Source organism: Amycolatopsis stemonae (genome assembly GCF_054781455.1).
Genome location: NZ_BAAGUJ010000017.1, coordinates 82,069 through 98,996 on the forward strand (window position 1 = coordinate 82,069; position 16,928 = coordinate 98,996).

Here is a 16,928-nt window from a genome sequence, read left to right on the forward strand (position 1 = left end):
CGCCATGGGCGACTGGACCTCCGGAGCCGCCACCATTCACGCCTGCCCACCGCACCGCGTGCGCACCGTGCTCGACACCCTCGCCGAGTACGACCTGGCCTACGACGACGCCGAGGACAACACGACCCTGCACGTGGGCGAGTGGTACACCGCCACCGAATTCCGGTGCGCGAGCGCCACCGACGTGGCGCACCAGCTGATCAATCACGCCCCCGAGGTCGCGTTCACCGTCTACGAGGAACCGGCCTACGAGTGGATCGGCACGACCTGCACCTACGTGCCCGCACTCGGCCTGTTCACCGCGGGCTGCGACACCGACGGCGATCCGCTGCTCCCCCAGAAACACGTGCTGGAGCTGGAAGGCAAGCCCGACGACGTCCGCCAGCAGGGACTCGGCGTGCCGTGGCTGACCGCGATCGCCGACATGCCGGCCGGACCCGTGGTCGAGCCGCCCCGGTTCGCCACGCACTGGGATCGCCGCCACGGCGACGTGGTCGTCGTCGCGGCCGCCCAGGACGGCGGCGACCTCGCGTTCCCCGCCCCCGCCACGCCAGCCGACATCGACCAGGCACTGGCCGAGCGCGGATTCCAGCGCATCGACGACTGGTCGGCGCTGGACGAGACCGCCCAGCTCTGGCGCGCCGACGTCTACCGGCCCGCGGACGGAACCGACGACACCGCGCAGATCCACCTCCAATTCTGACCCCGCCCTTCCTGCCGTGGCCGGGCGGCCCGACCGGGCTGCCGCCCGTGTCCGGCCGCGCCGCCCGGCCACGGCCCTGATCAGGAAGGAGATCCCGGATGCCCGTCCACGCTCCCACCGCCCGCGGACGCTGGCCGTCGCTGCACGACATCACGATCACGCCCTGGACGCAGTCACAGCGGCTGCGCGACCCGGCACGGCGGCTCATGTTCTTCCTGGGCACGCATCGTCCCTGGTGGCTGGCCCACAGCCCGGTCCCGCTGTGCGTGTCCGCGCACACCCTCTCCGCCTACGTTCCCGGTGGACCCGGCATGCCGATCGCCGGCATCCCGTACGCCATCGACAGCGGCGCCTACACCGAGATCCGCGACCACGGCACCTGGCGCTGGAACGAGGACACCTACGGCGGCATGGTCTACCGGCTCATGTCCGACTGCGGATACCCGGAATTCGTTGCGCCCCTTGACTATCCCTGCGAACCGGACGTGGTCGCCCGCTCCGGAGCGACGGTGCTCGATCACCAGGAATGGACCCTGGAGTCCTACCTCTACCTGGCCCGCGAATTCCCGCACGCACCCTGGATGCCGGTCCTTCAGGGCTGGACGCCGCAGGACTACGAACGCCACGACGCGATGTACCGCAAGGCCGGCGTCGACCTCGCCGCCCAGCGCCAGGTCGGGCTCGGCTCGGTGTGCCGCAGAGGCTCGGTGAAACCGGTCGGCGTCATCGCCGCCCACTTCGCCCGCCGCGGATACCGGCTGCACGGCTTCGGCCTGAAGACCTCGGCGCTGCGCCTCTACGCCCAGCACTTCGTCTCCGCCGACAGCCTGGCCTGGTCCCAGCAGGCGAGAGTCACCGACCTGCGGCTGCCCGGCTGCCGGCACGCCGGGCCCTGCAACAACTGCCCGCGCTGGGCCATCCGCTGGCGCGAAGACGTCATCGCCGCGACCCGCGCGTCGGAGAACTACACCCCCGCCCCCGTCCGCGCCTGACACCCGGCGGGCAGCCGCCGCCGGGCCCGGTGCGCGCCGCGAAGCGTGCGCCACCGAACCCGGGGTGTCCAGCAAAAAGCGCTGGACACCCCGGCCCCCGGCGGCGCCCGACAGCGAGCGCACCACCGGACAGCCGGCGGCCCCCGCCCCGGCCGCGACACCTCTTTTTCCTGTCGCACCAACACATTCCCGCATTCACGCCAGGGCACAGCCATGCCCGCAACACCTGGATTGGGGCACCCGATGACCACCAACCTCGCCGAACACGACAGCGCGCTCGACGTCACCACCGACACCGACGCCCAGGCCGCGGCCGCGGAGACCATCGAGACCGCGAGCGGCGCGGACGAGAAGGACCTCTACCCGTACGTCCTGCGGGGCGTCGACCCGCGCCAGCTGCGCGCCGAGGGCAACTCCCGCATCGTCGGAGACATCCGCGAGCGGCGCCCGGAGCTGGTGGCCTCGGTCGCCGAGCACGGCGTCGACCCCAAGATCTCGATGATCAGCGTCGCGCCACACCCCGACGACAGCGTCCTGGACGTCCTCGTGGGCTTCCACCGCACCGCGGCCGCGGTCGCGGTGAAGGAACGGGAGAACCCCGAGCTGACCATCGCCGTCCTCGTGCACGCGCCGGGCACCAGCCGCCGCGACGTCCTGGTGGCCCAAGGCATCGAGAACATCCACCGCGAGGGCTACACCCAGGCCGAGGAGGCCGGTCTCTACGAGCAGCTGGCACTGGCCGGCATGGACGACGACGAGAAGATCGCCCAGGCACTGGCCCGCCCGGTCGAGCGCGTCCGCGTCGGACGCGCGGTCGCCACCGCGCCGCGGACCTGCGCCGCCAGTGAAGCCCTTCCCGACCTCGACCTGCTGGAGCTCGGTCAGCTGATCGAGTTCGCCGACAACGAACACGACCACCAGGTACTGCTGGACTTCCTGACCAACAACCCGCGCAACTTCGAGTGGAAGGCCGAGCAGGTCCGCAAGGACCGCCGGCGGCGCGCGATGCGGGCCGAACAGGCACAGCAGCTCGCCGAGCAGGGCTACGCCCTCGTCGACGACGAGCAGAACCCGCCCGAGGGCAGCCGCCGGCTCGACGAGCTCTGCACCGGCGACGACCCGACTCCGCTGGAGACCGCCGCCCACGCCGACTGCCCCGGCCGGGCGGTGGCCGTCCGGGTCGACCACTGGATGGAGGTCGAGGTCACCGAGTTCTGCCTGGACTACGCGGCACACGGCCACCACGCCATCGTCGAGGTGAAGACCGCGGCCGCGCAGGAGCAGCTGCGGGCCCGCGGAATCCCGCTCGTCGACCCCGACGCCGACGGCATCGTCGCCGTGGACGACCTGTTCGCCGACGAGCAGGCCGAGCAGACGATGACCGCCGAGGAGCACGCCGGCTGCCCCGGCTACGCCGCCTACGTCGAGAACGACCCCTACGACCTGTCGGTCGACGTCGTCTACGTCTGCACCGACCCCGCCGGGCACGGACACGTGCAGCGGGCCGCGCTAGTGGCCCGGCCGGAGCAAAGCGCCGCGTTCAAGGCCGCGGAGGTCAAGCGCGCGGGCGAGAACAACAAGCTGTGGCGCGACGCGAAGCCGGGCCGTCGGGAGTGGCTGGTCAAGTTCTTCACCGGGTGGCGGAAGAAGAAGCCTGCCGACCTCCCGGCCCGCGTGCACCACTGGCTGGCACTGGCCCCGGTTCTCGCCTCCGACTTCCTCGAGGAGGCCGCGCCGGCGCACCGCTACGCCTGCACCCTGCTCAAACTCGCCGAACCCCAGGGCAACAAGCGCGAGGCCAACCCCCTCGTGGCGCAGCTGCGCAAGAAGACCACCAGCGAGGCCCAGGCCGTGTTCATCCGCCTGGCCCAGGTCATCGGCGCGTGCGAGGAGCACTGGAACCGGAGCTACACCGACAACGCCGACGCGAGCTGGCGGCGCCCCAGCGACGACACACGCTTCTACTTCGAGCTGCTGGAAGCGCTGGGTTACCCGCTCTCCCACATCGAGCAGCTGATCAACAACCCGGAACTCGACCACGAGCGGTGGCCGCACCTCGCCCCCGCCGGTGCCGACTCCGGCGACGTCGACCAGGACCCGGACCCCGAGGTCAACAGCGGCGCGGCGTAAACGCCGCCTCGTGCCTGGCCGGGCCCGCGCGGACGTTCCCCAGCGCGGGCCCGGCCTCCTGCCCGCGGCCCATCAGCCCGCGTAAGGCCAGACGGGCCTCGTGAACCTGCGCGGCATTCGAATATTCAAGGTTCCTCCGCCCGCAAACCGGAATATTCACCTTGCCGCGCGGCTGCCGACCTCACCTCTCAGCCAGAAAGGACACCGCCCGGATGCAGCCAGCTGCCGGCACCACCGACGAACTGCTCGACTGGCTTCTCCGCCCAGTCCCCGGCGACGACGGCCAGGGACCAGTCGCCGCCCCGCCGACCGGGCCCGAATTCAACTCACCGCCGCCTGCGGACGGCGAACCACACCTTCCGACGCCGGACCCGGCCGTCGAGCGGCAGGCCCACGAGGCGGTCCGTGAACACGGCCGAGTCGAGGTCTACGTCCGCAACGTCATCACCCAGGCACCGACACGGTCGTCCAAGTCCGACTACGAGCGCCGCGGCGGCGGCGGCTTCGTCGAAGCCTTCACCGACCTCGACGCCGCCCGCCTGTTCGCCACCGAACACCGCACGTTCTTCAACAACTGCCGCGTCGAAGTGACGTACCTGGCGCGGCACCAGCTCCGCGAGGAAGCGTCGTACGGGCCGGACACCGTGCCGGTCCGGTTGCGCCGGCCGGTTCGCCAGCTGGTGCGCGACGAAGTGTGGCGCGACGCTCCCGGCTGGCCCAGTGACAGGCCCGAGCGGATTCGGCACGGCCAGATCGTCGACTCGGGGACGCCCGCGTAGGACCGCCGCAGACCCAGCTCTACATCAACGTCCTGCTGCGGCTGGGACTGCCCGCCGGTGCCGCGCGGACGGATCCATGCCAGCAGAAGCAGCACCGGGCTCCGGGGCGCCTGCGGCGTCGCTGCGCGAGCTCCGCCCCCTCCGCCCGGTGCTGCTCCCGCTGCGACCAACCCGTCCACGCGCCACCCCCGACGGGAGAGTCCATGTCTGTGATCTGCGGAAACCGCCGCCGTCACTCCGAGGGAGAGCCGGTCGCGCACGCCAGCGTCGCCGCGGTCCGCGCCTGCTTCCTGGCCGAGGAAGTCTGGGCCTGCGACTGGCTGACCATGCACGTCCACCCCGAGGACGGCGAGCAGTACGCCCTCGAATGCGGTGGGCTGGCCTGGGCCCTGCCCGACGGCCGCGGCTACACCTGCGAACACGGCCACGACCACATCCACGCCGAGGTCCGCGCCCGCGAGGGCTGGGACTACGCCGCTGATCCCCAAGAAGCCGGCCTGCTCGCCGGACGCGGCATCCAGCCCGTCGCCATGAACGGGGGCGGCATCGACATCGACGTCGCCGCCATGCGCTACGCCGCCTCCCTCCCCGGCTGACCACGATCCCGCGGCCGCCGGTCACCCCACCCCACGGTGACCGGCGGCCGCGCTGTTCCCGCACACCCAGGCCCGAAAGGTGACGACCCCATGCCCCGCCCCACCAATCCCGCCGACACCGTCGAGATCACCCTCGCCGACGGCCAGCACGTGACGGTCCACGCCGTGATCGCCGGCCGCGTCCGCGGCATCGACGCCGACGGCGACCTGCTGGTCCCGCTCGGCGACACCGAGAACCCGATCCGGCACGACGACGGCTCCGAGTACCTGATCCCGCTCACCCCGTGCTGCCACGCCAGCGGCAAGGGCTCCGAGTCGCCCACCGGCGTCGTGTGCCGCGGCTGCTACCGCCCGGTCGACGGCAAGTACGGCGGGCCCGGCTTCCTCGCCATCGCCCGCGCCTGACCCCGTTTGCGCTGTTCAGCGCCCCATCGTCGCCCCCGAAGGGAGCCTCGCCATGCCCACCCTCTCGACCGTGGCCGTGCACGGCCTGACCGGCCACCCGCTCACCCTCACCGCCGCCGCCGTCGACGGACCGCCCGGAATCACCCTGGTCACCGGGCACCTCAGCCCCAACCGGGAGCTGCAAGACCGGGTCCACGCGGCCCTGGCCAACTCCCGCCCGCGCCACGAGGCCCCGCGCCCCCACGTCGAGGTGCGGATCCCGCCGGCGTCCGCGCCGCCCGAGGCCGCCGCCGTGGCCGTCGCCGTGCTGGCCGCCACCCTCGACGTCGCGCCGCAGCGGCTCGCCGGCACCGCGGTGCTCGGCGAGGTCGGCCTGGACGGCAGCCTCCGCCCGACCTTGGGCGTGCTGCCCGCCGCGCAGGCCGCCTACGCCCACGGCATCCGCCGGGTCATCGTGCCCGCGGCCTCGCTCGGCCAGGCTGCTCTGGTCGACGAGCTCGACGTGCTCGGCGCCCACACCCTCGCCGAGATCGCCGACTGGCTGCGCGGCGACGACGCGGCCCTGCACCGGCTGAGCGTGCCGGCCGGACCGGTTGCCGCACGTCAGCCCGCGCCGATGAGCGCGCTAACCGCGACCGCCCAGCGCGTGGTCACGATCGCCGTCGCCGGCGGCCACCACCTGCTGTGCGGCTTCGGCACCGACGCGGGCACCGCGGCCGTCGCCTCCTGGCTGCACGCCTTGGCACCCGACCTCACCCCGCAGCAGCAGCTCGAGCTGGCCGCGATCCAGTCCCTGCTCGGCCCGCGCGAGGACGGCGCCGCCCTGGTGTCCACACCGCCGCTGGTGATCACCCATGACAGCGACCCGATCGCGTCGCTGCTGGGAGGGCCCCAGCCCGGCCTGCTGAGCCAGGCCCACCACGGCGTGCTGTTCGCCCCCGAGCTCGACGAGTTCGGCGCCGCCGCACAGGAAGCGCTGCGCGGCGTGCTGGTCGAGCGGGAAGTCCGCCTCTCCCACGACGGGCGCACCCACCGCTTCCCGGCCGGGCTCCAGCTGATCGCCACGAGCATCCGCACTTCGGCCCCGCGGCGATGGCAGATGTCACCGGCGTTGCGCGACGCGATCGACATCCAGGCCATCGCCCGCCACACCGCCCTGCACCCGAAGCCCGACGCCCATGACCACGCCCGCGTCACCCGGCTGCTGAAGCGGGCCCGCGCCGACGTCGCCACGGCCCGCGCCCGCGCCGCGGCCCGCTGGAGCCGGGCCGGACAGGGACCGGGCGTGACCAACGCGAGCGTGCCGCACGCGGTGCTGCACGCCGTCGCGGGCACCGCCGCGGTGGCCGACCGCGTCCGCCACGCCCAGGACACCGGGGCACTGTCCGGCCGCGGTGCGGACATCGCCCTGCGGCTGGCGTGGACCGTCGCCGACCTCGACGGCGCCGACGAACCGGGCCGCCACCACATCGAGCAGGCCCTGGCCCTGCGCAACGCGGTCGACATCGGCCCCACCGAAGCGGAGGTGCGGTGATGCCCGGCCCGCAGTCGGCGTTCATCCCGCCCTACAGCGAGCTGTACGTGCGCGACACCGGCGACCTCGGCGACGCCCTCATCGGGCACGGCTTGCGCAAGGAGTTCGAACGAGAAGTCCGGGTCCGGCCCGAGCTGCTGATGAAGGGCATCACCCGCGTCTGGACCCGCTGGAGCACCGCCTGGGTCGTGCAGTGCGGCGGGGACGGCGGCAACAACCGGGTCGTGCTCGCCGGACGGCAGCCAGGAACGACCGTCGAGATCACCCTGCCCTACCTGCACCGCTACCAGGTGCGGACGCCGCTGACGGACACCGAACGGCTCCTGGCCGAGCTCGAAGCCGACTACCAGCCGGGCACGCCCACCCGCGCGTTGGTCGACGCGCTGACCGGCGTGCTCACCGCCTGGGCCCACCACAAGAGCCAGCGCCACAGCGGGGTGCCGCTGGCCCAGATCGACCGGGCGATCGCCGAGCCGCTGCGGCCGCTGCTCGCGGCCTGGCTCTACGACGACGAGATCACCGACACCGACGACCAGCAGTGGCGCCTGCGCTGACGAAACGGCGCTGAACAGGACGAACGAGAGAACACGGCGCCCGTACCCCGGGCGGTGGGGCGGCCGCACTCTGCCCCGGCCGCGGGCCGGGGTCCAGCCGGAAAAGCACCGGCTGGACCCCTTCCCCCGCAGCCGGCGCGCAACGAGTGCGCCCCACCGCCCGGGGCGTACGGCACCGACCGGACCGGGCGGCGGGCAGACCCATTCCCGCACCGGAAGGACCTTCCGCGATGACCGCGACCGACCTCGTCCCCAGCGCCGACACCACCGTCGCCGTGCTCCCCGCCGAGCCGGACACCAACCTGTCCCCCCTGTCCCCTGACCTGATCACCGCCGCCGAACGCCTCCTCGGTGACGATGCCAAGGGGATCTTCGCGGTCATGGCCAGCGCGTTCGAACGCATGGAGTGGGCCGAGGAGGAAATCGCCGCCGCCCAGGCCCGGCACCCGCAGCAGGCCAGCCGGATCTGGCACAGCTTCAGCCTGCTCGTTCCCAACTCGGGCCTGGAACGCATGTCCTACGAGCGGGTCTACCGGGCGCACTGCCGCGAAATCCTCGACCGCGTCGCCGCCGACGAGGACACCCGTCCGGGCACCGCCGCCGAAATCTGCTGCGCGATGCTCAACACCAGCCTGCTGGCGCCGCTCACCTCCGCGGCCACTGGCCTGTACATGCGGATGTACCAGGCCGCCGGCTTCCCTCAGTTCGACGAGCTCGCCGAGTCCAGCCGCCACCATGAAGCGCTGGAGCACTCCCTCATCGACGACCACGAGCGGTTCGCCCGCCGCCAGCTGTCCATGGACGACCGCCGGCTTGGCGCCATCGACTGCCATGGCCGCCACCACGGCGAAGAGGTCGACTGCGTCTACGCCCCGGCCGGTCAGCTCCTCCTCGAGGTCTGACCCCGGGAGATCCACGGCGGCGCTCGACGTGCCGACCGAGTCCAGCCGGGGCCCGTCGATCCGCGCGAAGCCGATCAGACCGCGGCCGGGTCCGCGCCGATGGTGGCGGCCCGAACAGCACGGGCCGCCACCCCCCGCCGCCCCTTCGGGCCCGACCGCGGCCTGATTCCCGGCACGCAGATCGACGGCCCCCCACGGCTGAACCGGCCCGGCGACTCACCCGCCAGGCAGGCGATCGGAGATCGCACGAGAAGGAGCGCACGTGGCACATCCGCTGGTCGTCCACTGCAAGCAGGCACGCTACGACGTCTACATCGGCCGCGGCTCGAAGTGGGGCAACCCCCTCCAGATCGGCATCGACGGCAGCCGCGACGAGGTGATCGACCTCTACGAGCAGTGGCTGCTCGACCAGCCGCACCTGATGGCCGCGCTCGGCGAGCTGGCCGACAAGACGCTCGGCTGCTGGTGCGCCCCGCGCTCCTGCCACGGCGAGGTCCTGGCGCGGCTGGCGGCTCGCGTGCCCGTACCCAGCCCTTGGGGCAACGCGCCGCGGCTCGACGGCGGCCGCACCGCCGCCATGGCGCCGTTCTGACCGCGCAGGACGCGGCGGACGGAGCTCCAGGCCGCCGCGCTCTGCCCGGCGGTGGACCGCGACGACCCTGCACGACCAGCCACGTGGGGGCAAGCCAACAGCGGGCTTGCCCCCACGCGCCCGGCCGCGCCCACGGGCCGCGCTCCACCGCCCGGCGGAGCAGCACTTCGGCCCACCAGGAGCGCACGTGGCGATTTCCCTTACCTCCCACAGTGAAGACGAACCCGCCCGCAACGAGCCCCACGACGCGGAAGGGAAGGAAGTATTGGCCCACTTGGGTTTCGGGCCAGCGTTCCCCGGAATCCTGATGGACCCCGACCCCGACAGCGTCGCGTGGGCGGACAAGATCGGACTCCTGGTCGAGCAGCCGTTCGTGGTCAGCTTCGCCATCGCCCGGTGGATCGGCGTCGTTCTGGAAGCCCACTACGGCAGCGCGCAGGTCAAGTTCACCTGGCACGCGGACCCGAACGGCCTCCCGACGCTGGCCATCGAGGACGACCCGTGGGACGAGGACCCGCAAGAACAGCCGCGCCTGGTCTACCCCGACGAGCAGGGCCGCTACGCGCTCACGAACTGCTGGACCGCCCTGACCGACGAGCAGGCGACGGAGTGGCTGGCCGCGCACGCGGCGGTGCTCGACGAGCTGGCCGCCACCGAGCCCGGCCCGGACGTCCCGGCCACGATCACCGACTACCTCCTGCTCGGGCACGCGCACCGCGACTTCGACCCGGACTGCCACATCCGCGGCATCCGCCGAGCCCTGGCCGACTACGCCGACCAGCGATTCGCCGACCCGATCGTGGACGTCGTCACCGACCCCGGAGCGGAGCAGAGCATCGGGGTCGCGGTGTTCGTCAACGGACGCCCGGTGTCCACCAACCGCAGCATCACCCTGCCGACCGGCGCGCACACCGATCCGGACGACGTCTACGACGTGATCGAACAGGCCGAGGCCCGGCTGACTCCGCCGGCCGCCGCGCTGGTCCGCGCGCTGCTGCAACCCCACCTGCGGACCGCCGCGGCGCCCCAGTCCGCGCCCGAGTAGCCCCACGGGCGCCACACCGTCCTGACCTACTCCGCCACCGCGCAGCGGACCGGACATCCCGGCCCGCTGCGCTCCCGGCGATGCCCGAAAACCCGCCCCGAACTGCGATTTCGTAGGAGACCACCCGTCATGGCCATCACCGTGACCCAGCGGTGGCGCGATGGCCTGCCCCGCTGGCGGCCGGTCGCCGACGGCGGATTCGATCCCGACCGCTACGTCGTCGACGAGCTGACCGAGGAGCGCGCTCGCGCCTGGACACTGCGCCACCACTACTCGTCCACCTGGCCCGTCGTGCGGCTGCGCACCGGGCTGTTCGACACCCGCACGCCGACCGGTGAACCTCAGCTGGTCGGCGTGCTCGCCATGGGCGTGCCGATGAGCAACAAGGTCCTCACCGGCGTGTTCCCCGCCCTGACCCCGCACTACGAGTCCATCGAGATCTCCCGGCTGTGCCTGGCCGACTCGGTGCCGAGCAACGGCGAATCCTGGTTCTGCGCACGGTCGTTCGACCTCGCCGCCGAGCGCGGCGTGCGCGGCCTGGTCGCCTTCTCCGATCCGGTCGAGCGGTGGCGCGGATCGGAGCTGATCAAGCCCGGTCACTGCGGAATCGTCTACCAGGCCCTGAATTTCGCGTACCTGGGCCGATCCACCCCGCGCACCCTCACCCTGCTGCCCGACGCGACGGTGCTCACCGCCCGCGCCCAGGCCAAGGTCACCGGCCGCGAGACCGGCGCCGCCGGCGTCATCGCCCGCCTGGTCGGTCTCGGCGCCACCCCGCCGGAACCCGACGCCGATCCCCGCCACTGGCTGCGCGTCGCGCTGCGGGAGATCGGCTGCCACCGCGTCCGCCATCCCGGCAACCACCGCTACGCCCTGCGCATCGGCCGGACCCGCGGCGAGCGCACCCGCACCGCCATCGGCATGGTCCCCCGCCGCTACCCCAAGCCCGACCGCCAGCTCCCGCTCCCGCCGATTCCCTGAACCACGACCGATCGAGGAGGACGTCGCCATGCCCGCGTGGACCCGCACGACGATCACGCCCGGAGACCGGGTGACCGTCGAGATCGGCTACAGCGACCGGCCCGTGCTGCGGCCGCTGATCGGCAAGCTGCGCACCGTCGAGGTCACCGCCGACCGGCGCGCGCTCATCTACGACGAGGACGGCGCCCGCTACCGCTTCGACGGACGCACCGTCCCCGCGGTCGCGCTGACCGAGGCGTCGATCTTCACCACCCCAGCGACCGGCCAGCTGTGGGCCGACACCTACCAGCTGCCGCCCCGCGACCCGAGCCCCTACCCGCTTCCCCCGCATTACGCCGCCGTCGCCGAGCCGGACGGCAACGGCGGCATAGCCCGGATGCCGTCCTGCCGCTGCGGCCGCGGCTGCGCCTGCCCGGCCTGCGGCCGCCAGACCATCACCGTGGCCCGCGGCCTGGACTGGGCCGACACGCTGACCAGCGGAGAACCCCACCCCGCCGACTCGTTGCACCGGCGGCCGTCCTGCCCGTTCCCCGGCCCTTTCGACCTGCCGTCCTGCTGCGCCTGGCCGATGAGGCTCGCCCCGGTCGGCTGGGTGTGCCGGCGCGACTCCGCGCACCGCCGCCCCTACCGCTGGCCCGAACCGGCCAGCCGCCCGGTTCCCCGGCCGGTGCCGTTGCCGGCGCCGAGCTGATTACCGGCACTCGGATCGCCCACGTCCGCGACCCGGTCACCGTCCGCTGTTCTGCCGGGCGGAGGCCGGGTCGCGGTGTTTCCGCTGCACCACCAACCGTTCACCACTCCAGAGGGAGAGCACCGATGCCCGCGTCCACCATCGTCGCCTCGGGCGGCCAATTCCGCTTCTACGGCAGCTCCGTGCAGACCTACACCGAGTTGCCGGTGGCCACCTACTCCATCGTGTTCGACAAGCTGTCCGGATACAGCCTTCGCGAGGTCGCTCCGCTCACCTCCGGCGGGGAAACCGTCTACGGCTCCCACGCGCAGCGCGTGGATCGCATCGTGCGGGCCTACAAGGACATGGACCGGTCCCTGGGCGTGATCTTGTCCGGGGACAAGGGCATGGGCAAGTCGTTGATGATCCGCATGCTGGCCGAACAGGCCCGCGAGGTGCTGGAGCTGCCGACGATCCTCGTCCAGCACTCGACGCCAGGGCTGGCGTCTTTCCTGGACGAACTCGGCGGCGCCGTCCTCGTGTTCGACGAGTTCGAGAAGGTCTTCGGCAACAACGGCGACGACGACGCGCAGAACCAGTTCCTGTCCCTGTTCGACGGAACCAGCACGACCAAACGGCTCTACGTCCTGTCGGTGAACCACCTGAACCGGGTCTCGGAGTTCATGCTCAACCGTCCCGGCCGCGCCCACTACCACATGCGATTCGCCTACCCCGATCCCGAGACCGTCGCCACCTACCTGCGCGACCAAGTGCCCGGCATCGCCGACGACCAGGTCGACGAGGTCATCGAGTTCGCCAGGAAGTACGACCTGAACTTCGATCATCTGAGGAGCATCGCGTTCGAGCTGCGCCGCGGGGAACCGTTCGCCCAGTTCATCGGCGACCTCAACATCAAGCGCACCGACCGCCGCAACTCCGCCGTCGAAGCCCGGATCACCTGGGAGGACGGCGACGCCGACGTCATCACCGGTCCCGTCGACCTGTTCGACAGCGACAGCTTGCAGGCGATCAACGACTACGACATCGACGTGAGCCTCCGCTTCCACATGCGGGATGCCGTGTCGAGCAGCGGCGGCTACCGCCTCCAGAAGTTCGAGGTCGTCGACATGCGCAGCGACAACCAGAAAGCCCAGGACGGCGAACTGCCCGCCATTACCTCCGTCGTGCTCAACCGGGCCAGGAAACCGCAGATCGACTTCTGATCACCCCGGCACCGGCCACTGGGCAGGCCCCGGCGTTCCCGTCCGCGCGCTGCGGCGGCGCGGCGGTGGGGACGCGACGCGGCACCGCTGAATCCACGGGCCCCGCGTTCACTCGCCGATTACTCCCCGCCCGCCCCCGCAGTTCAGTTCCCGATTACTCCCGCGCGCCGTGCGGGTTCAGTTCCCGATCACTCCCCTCGCAGGTCAGGAGGTATGTGTCGATGATCGGCAATCCGCACCGCATCGACCCGGTCGACTGCGGCTGCACCGACTGCATCACCGGCTGGAGCCAGCCGCTGAGCAGCTACGGCGACCCGGCGCAGTTCCACGCGCTGTTGCACGAGGAAGTCCAGGACGCCACCGGCGACGGCGACCGCTACGGCTGGATGGAGGCCGCGGCCGAGCACTGCCCGCAGCGGTTCGCCGAGTGGATCGCCGAGGAGTTTCGCGCGAAGCGGCTGCTCTCGCGCCAGCTGCTCCAGGCCAAGGCCGCCGCCACGGTGCTGGGCTCCCTACTCGACGACTGACCCTCGCCCGTCCAACAGCATCCCCACGTCCCCGGTCGCGCTCGCGGCACGGGGTTTTTTGTTGCCCCGCGCCAGAAACGACCACCACATCCGGGTGGGTCGAGACGAGAGAGGAGTCGATCGGGGCGCCGTGCACCGGGCGGCGCGGGCGCACGCTGGCCGGCTCCGGCGTCCGCGTCAAACCGCGCGGGGACGGGCCGCTGCCACCCCTCCCTCCGGTCGGGCAGCGGCCCGTCCCCGCCACCGCGGTTTGACCCGGCCACCTGCGCCGGCCGAACGGCAAGCGCCCCGCCCGGAGCACGACACCACCTCCGGAATCCGCAGGGGCGCAGCCATTTCACGGCGATTCCTGGCCCTGGCCGGGGATCTCACGGAGGGACACCGCATGAACGAGCACGGCCATCACGACCGCGTCGACGAGGTCATCGAGGAGATCGACGCCCTCACCGCGGACGCGGCCAGCTGGAGCGCCACCGGCGAACCCGCCCACCCCTGGTGGGTCAAGCCCTCGCCCGGCGCCATGACCGCGGTCGAGCTGACCATGACCGGTCCCGGCCCGATCGCGATCAGCGCCACCGACCCGTACACCGCGATCGCCGATCGGATCGGCGACCCGTTCGTCGACCGGATCAGCCACCTGCGCCGGGTGAGCTTCTGGGTCGGCGGCAACAGCGTCGCTCACCAGCCGCTCAACGTCGGGGCGACCAAGTTCCTGCACCACCTGCTCGCCGACGTCCGCGACGGCCACTACATCGCCAGCGACACCGAACGCGACCACGCGCGCGTCCTGCTCGCCGCTGGCACCCTGCCGGAGATTCACGGTCATTGCCTGATCACCGGCGTCGCGGACGACGACGACACGCCGGCGCCCTTGGGCGAGAACTTCCAGAGCTGGTTCACCCACCTGCTCGATCAACTCGCCCAGATCAGGGCGGAGGCCCTGACGGAGGCCGTCGTGCGCGCGCTCGGTCTCCCGCCCGAGCTGCGGGACCGCATCGCCGTCGTCTCTCTCGGCTGATCCCCGCGGGTGTGCCCGGTCTGGCCGCAACCCGCGCAGCCGGGCACACCCGCCGCCTCTTCCCCTGTCCCAGCTCACGACAAGGACGCCGTCATGCCCGAAACCGACCGCAACGACACGCCGCACTACCCGCCGCGCTACCCGGAGCTGTTCTCCCCGCGCCCGCCGCGCCGCCGCCGCGTCGTCGCCGGCCTGCTGACCGTGCTCGTGTCCGCGGCGGTCGTCGCCGTGGCGTTCGTGCTGCTCACCGCCCTCAACCACGTCGGCCGGGCGGTGCAGCACGACGTCAACGAGGCCGTCGTCCACGCCGTCGACCACATCGCCGACCGCATCGGCGACCGCATCGCCGACCGCACGCACTGCGGGCCGCCCGCCGGGCGGTGATCCACGCGCACCGGGGACTGACCACCCCCGGTGCGCGGCCCACCGAAACCGAGTGAACGGGAGCACCTATGCCTCCAACGACCCTGTCGGCGCGCTCGCGCGCCGACTTCCGCCGCCAAGTGGGCGTGCTGGCCGACCGGGCCTGGCTCGCACTGGCCGCGCTCGCCGAGGCCAAACCGGACAACGTCGTGGCCGAGCAGCTGCTGGCCGCCGCCCGCAGCGTCCAGCACCTGAGCCTGCGCAACCAGATCACCCTGCTCGTGCAAGCCGGTGAACAGCAGATCCCGCTGCGGGATGTCGACACCGAAGCCGGGTGGGCCCGCCGCGGCCGTGTGCCCAGCCAGACGGGCCTGAAGGTCGTCCGCCCGCACGACCAGCCGGGCGGCCGCCGCGGCCGCCGCGAATTCCGGGTCTCCTACCGCTGGGAGTTCGCCCAGACCGACCCAGCCGAGGGAGATGTGCCGCCCCAGGCCACGCCCGCGGCCGCCGGTGATCCCGCCGAGTTCGCCCAGAACCTGATCGGGCAACTCGGCAAGCACGGCTACCGCGTCGCACCCGGGGCCGCCACTGCGGTCGACCACGACGCGCAGCTGATCACCATCGCCGAGCCGACCTGGCGCGGCGATCCGGAGTCCGCTGTGCGTGTGCTCATCCCCGCTCTGGCGCATGCCCTGGTCTGCGGGGCGACCCCCGCGCTGGCGCTGGTTGGTGAGCGCCGTGCTGGTTGAACGCGTCCTGGGCTACAACGGCGACGGCCACGCCCTCGAGGTGCTGTTCCTCGACGGCGTCGAAGTCCGGCAGGTCACCTGCTACGAACTCGACCCCGACGACCGGATGCTCCGCCGCGGCCGGTCCGCGGAGTGGCTGCAACGCCAGCACGACCTCGCGGACGCCGCGTCCCCTGCCGCGGCCGAGCGGATCCGCCGCTGGGCCGACCAGACCGCCGAGCACGGCGCCGTCGACGACCTCGACGACGAGGACGACCCCGACGACCTCGGCGACGAGGCCGACGGCGAGCCGGGTGACGACGTCCTCGACGGCGAAGTCATCGCCGTGAATCACGACCCCTTCCCGTTCGGCCAACTCCCGCCCGGCCAGCAGTAGCCGAGGCGACCCGGCCGCGCCCGCCCAGCGGGGCGCTCGCACGGTGCGCCCGCGCCGGCCCGGGGTCAAGCCGGCAACAGCACCCGGCTTGACCCCGTTGCCCGGCGCCGGCGCGATCCGAGCGCGCCCCGCCGAACGGGGCCGGCGCCACCCGGTGATCACGAAATTCCAGGGCCGCCCTGAGCCCGGACACCGGCACCGCGTGCTCTTTCCCTTGTCCAGGAAGGCTTTCTTTCGCATGTCTGCATGGATCGTGTCCAGCGGCCACATCGACGTCCTCGTGCACGCCCTGGCCCACCAGTACGAGGTCGTCGCCCCCGACCTCGGCGCCGAAGGATTCCGCGCGCTGGGCCAGAAGCTGTGGCAGGAGAACCACACGTCGGTCAACTACCGCTACAGCGAACTCACCGAAGCCCCGCGCTACCAGCTGCGCACCACCGAGGCCACCCTCGACCCGATCGTGGTGCTCAAGGCGATGGCCTGCTTCGACTACCAGTCCTGCGAGCACCCCGGCTGGCCCGACAGCGAGGCCCACAAGCTCATGGAGGCGCTGCACACCGCGGTCCTCACCCGGCACCCGGAGCTCGGCGAGCGGGTGAACGGGCACTTCGGCGAGACCTACCGCTACCGCACTCTTCCTGCCTGGGAGAGCGCGCCCTGGGGCATCGACGTGCTCGAAGACGCCATCCCCGTGCCGGCCTGACCGGCCCGCGGGCCGCCGCGCTACCGGCGGCCCGCGCCACGGCAACCACCTCACCGCGCCGGCGTCCGGCGGATCCGCGCCGCGCC

20 protein-coding genes are annotated in these 16,928 nt (G+C 72.4%); all 20 read left to right on the forward strand.

What is annotated here, in order from left to right:
* The first annotated feature begins 4 nt into the window (after window positions 1–4).
* Entirely contained in the window at window positions 5–703 is a 699-nt protein-coding gene (locus ACYVLJ_RS40160) for a DUF3145 family protein (protein ID WP_460442609.1), read from the forward strand.
* Between the two features lie 98 nt (window positions 704–801).
* Window positions 802–1,695: a deazapurine DNA modification protein DpdA family protein gene (locus ACYVLJ_RS40165; RefSeq protein WP_460442610.1), complete on the forward strand. Its 894-nt coding sequence runs from the start codon at window positions 802–804 to the stop codon at window positions 1,693–1,695.
* Window positions 1,696–1,938: 243 nt separating this feature from the next.
* Complete coding sequence (locus ACYVLJ_RS40170) at window positions 1,939–3,825, forward strand: hypothetical protein (RefSeq protein WP_460442611.1); 1,887 nt, start codon at window positions 1,939–1,941, stop codon at window positions 3,823–3,825.
* Between the two features lie 212 nt (window positions 3,826–4,037).
* The gene (locus tag ACYVLJ_RS40175; RefSeq protein ID WP_460442612.1) at window positions 4,038–4,604 is read left to right on the forward strand and encodes a hypothetical protein; all 567 of its coding nucleotides are present in this window, start codon (window positions 4,038–4,040) and stop codon (window positions 4,602–4,604) included.
* Window positions 4,605–4,807: 203 nt separating this feature from the next.
* Window positions 4,808–5,200 (forward strand): hypothetical protein, encoded by a 393-nt coding sequence (locus ACYVLJ_RS40180; protein WP_460442613.1) that lies wholly within the window; start codon window positions 4,808–4,810, stop codon window positions 5,198–5,200.
* Window positions 5,201–5,290: 90 nt separating this feature from the next.
* The gene (locus tag ACYVLJ_RS40185; protein ID WP_460442614.1) at window positions 5,291–5,605 is read left to right on the forward strand and encodes a hypothetical protein; all 315 of its coding nucleotides are present in this window, start codon (window positions 5,291–5,293) and stop codon (window positions 5,603–5,605) included.
* 52 nt (window positions 5,606–5,657) lie between these two features.
* The gene (locus tag ACYVLJ_RS40190) at window positions 5,658–7,139 is read left to right on the forward strand and encodes an ATP-binding protein (protein ID WP_460442615.1); all 1,482 of its coding nucleotides are present in this window, start codon (window positions 5,658–5,660) and stop codon (window positions 7,137–7,139) included.
* Window positions 7,139–7,693 carry a hypothetical protein gene (locus ACYVLJ_RS40195; RefSeq protein ID WP_370973619.1) on the forward strand — a complete coding sequence of 185 codons (555 nt, stop codon included), beginning with the start codon at window positions 7,139–7,141 and terminating at the stop codon, window positions 7,691–7,693. Before ACYVLJ_RS40190 ends, ACYVLJ_RS40195 begins: the two co-directional genes overlap by 1 nt.
* 230 nt (window positions 7,694–7,923) lie before the next feature.
* On the forward strand, window positions 7,924–8,595 hold the full coding sequence (locus ACYVLJ_RS40200; protein ID WP_460442616.1) for a hypothetical protein: 672 nt from the start codon (window positions 7,924–7,926) through the stop codon (window positions 8,593–8,595).
* A gap of 262 nt (window positions 8,596–8,857) precedes the next feature.
* Complete coding sequence (locus ACYVLJ_RS40205; protein WP_460442617.1) at window positions 8,858–9,187, forward strand: DUF4326 domain-containing protein; 330 nt, start codon at window positions 8,858–8,860, stop codon at window positions 9,185–9,187.
* A gap of 307 nt (window positions 9,188–9,494) precedes the next feature.
* Window positions 9,495–10,232: a hypothetical protein gene (locus ACYVLJ_RS40210; RefSeq protein WP_460442618.1), complete on the forward strand. Its 738-nt coding sequence runs from the start codon at window positions 9,495–9,497 to the stop codon at window positions 10,230–10,232.
* A gap of 129 nt (window positions 10,233–10,361) precedes the next feature.
* Window positions 10,362–11,213 (forward strand): Mom family adenine methylcarbamoylation protein, encoded by an 852-nt coding sequence (locus ACYVLJ_RS40215; RefSeq protein ID WP_460442619.1) that lies wholly within the window; start codon window positions 10,362–10,364, stop codon window positions 11,211–11,213.
* A 28-nt stretch (window positions 11,214–11,241) separates the two neighbouring features.
* Window positions 11,242–11,904 carry a hypothetical protein gene (locus tag ACYVLJ_RS40220; RefSeq protein WP_460442620.1) on the forward strand — a complete coding sequence of 221 codons (663 nt, stop codon included), beginning with the start codon at window positions 11,242–11,244 and terminating at the stop codon, window positions 11,902–11,904.
* A 125-nt stretch (window positions 11,905–12,029) separates the two neighbouring features.
* Window positions 12,030–13,106: a P-loop NTPase family protein gene (locus tag ACYVLJ_RS40225; RefSeq protein WP_460442621.1), complete on the forward strand. Its 1,077-nt coding sequence runs from the start codon at window positions 12,030–12,032 to the stop codon at window positions 13,104–13,106.
* Window positions 13,107–13,327: 221 nt separating this feature from the next.
* Window positions 13,328–13,633: a hypothetical protein gene (locus tag ACYVLJ_RS40230; protein WP_460442622.1), complete on the forward strand. Its 306-nt coding sequence runs from the start codon at window positions 13,328–13,330 to the stop codon at window positions 13,631–13,633.
* 385 nt (window positions 13,634–14,018) lie between these two features.
* Window positions 14,019–14,651 carry a hypothetical protein gene (locus ACYVLJ_RS40235; RefSeq protein WP_460442623.1) on the forward strand — a complete coding sequence of 211 codons (633 nt, stop codon included), beginning with the start codon at window positions 14,019–14,021 and terminating at the stop codon, window positions 14,649–14,651.
* 93 nt (window positions 14,652–14,744) lie between these two features.
* Window positions 14,745–15,035, forward strand: coding sequence for a hypothetical protein (locus ACYVLJ_RS40240; RefSeq protein WP_460442624.1), 291 nt, complete (start codon window positions 14,745–14,747; stop codon window positions 15,033–15,035).
* A 68-nt stretch (window positions 15,036–15,103) separates the two neighbouring features.
* Window positions 15,104–15,763, forward strand: coding sequence for a hypothetical protein (locus ACYVLJ_RS40245; RefSeq protein WP_460442625.1), 660 nt, complete (start codon window positions 15,104–15,106; stop codon window positions 15,761–15,763).
* Window positions 15,753–16,139, forward strand: coding sequence for a hypothetical protein (locus ACYVLJ_RS40250; RefSeq protein ID WP_460442626.1), 387 nt, complete (start codon window positions 15,753–15,755; stop codon window positions 16,137–16,139). Before ACYVLJ_RS40245 ends, ACYVLJ_RS40250 begins: the two co-directional genes overlap by 11 nt.
* Before the next feature lie 238 nt (window positions 16,140–16,377).
* Complete coding sequence (locus tag ACYVLJ_RS40255; RefSeq protein ID WP_460442627.1) at window positions 16,378–16,842, forward strand: hypothetical protein; 465 nt, start codon at window positions 16,378–16,380, stop codon at window positions 16,840–16,842.
* The last annotated feature ends 86 nt before the right edge of the window (window positions 16,843–16,928 follow it).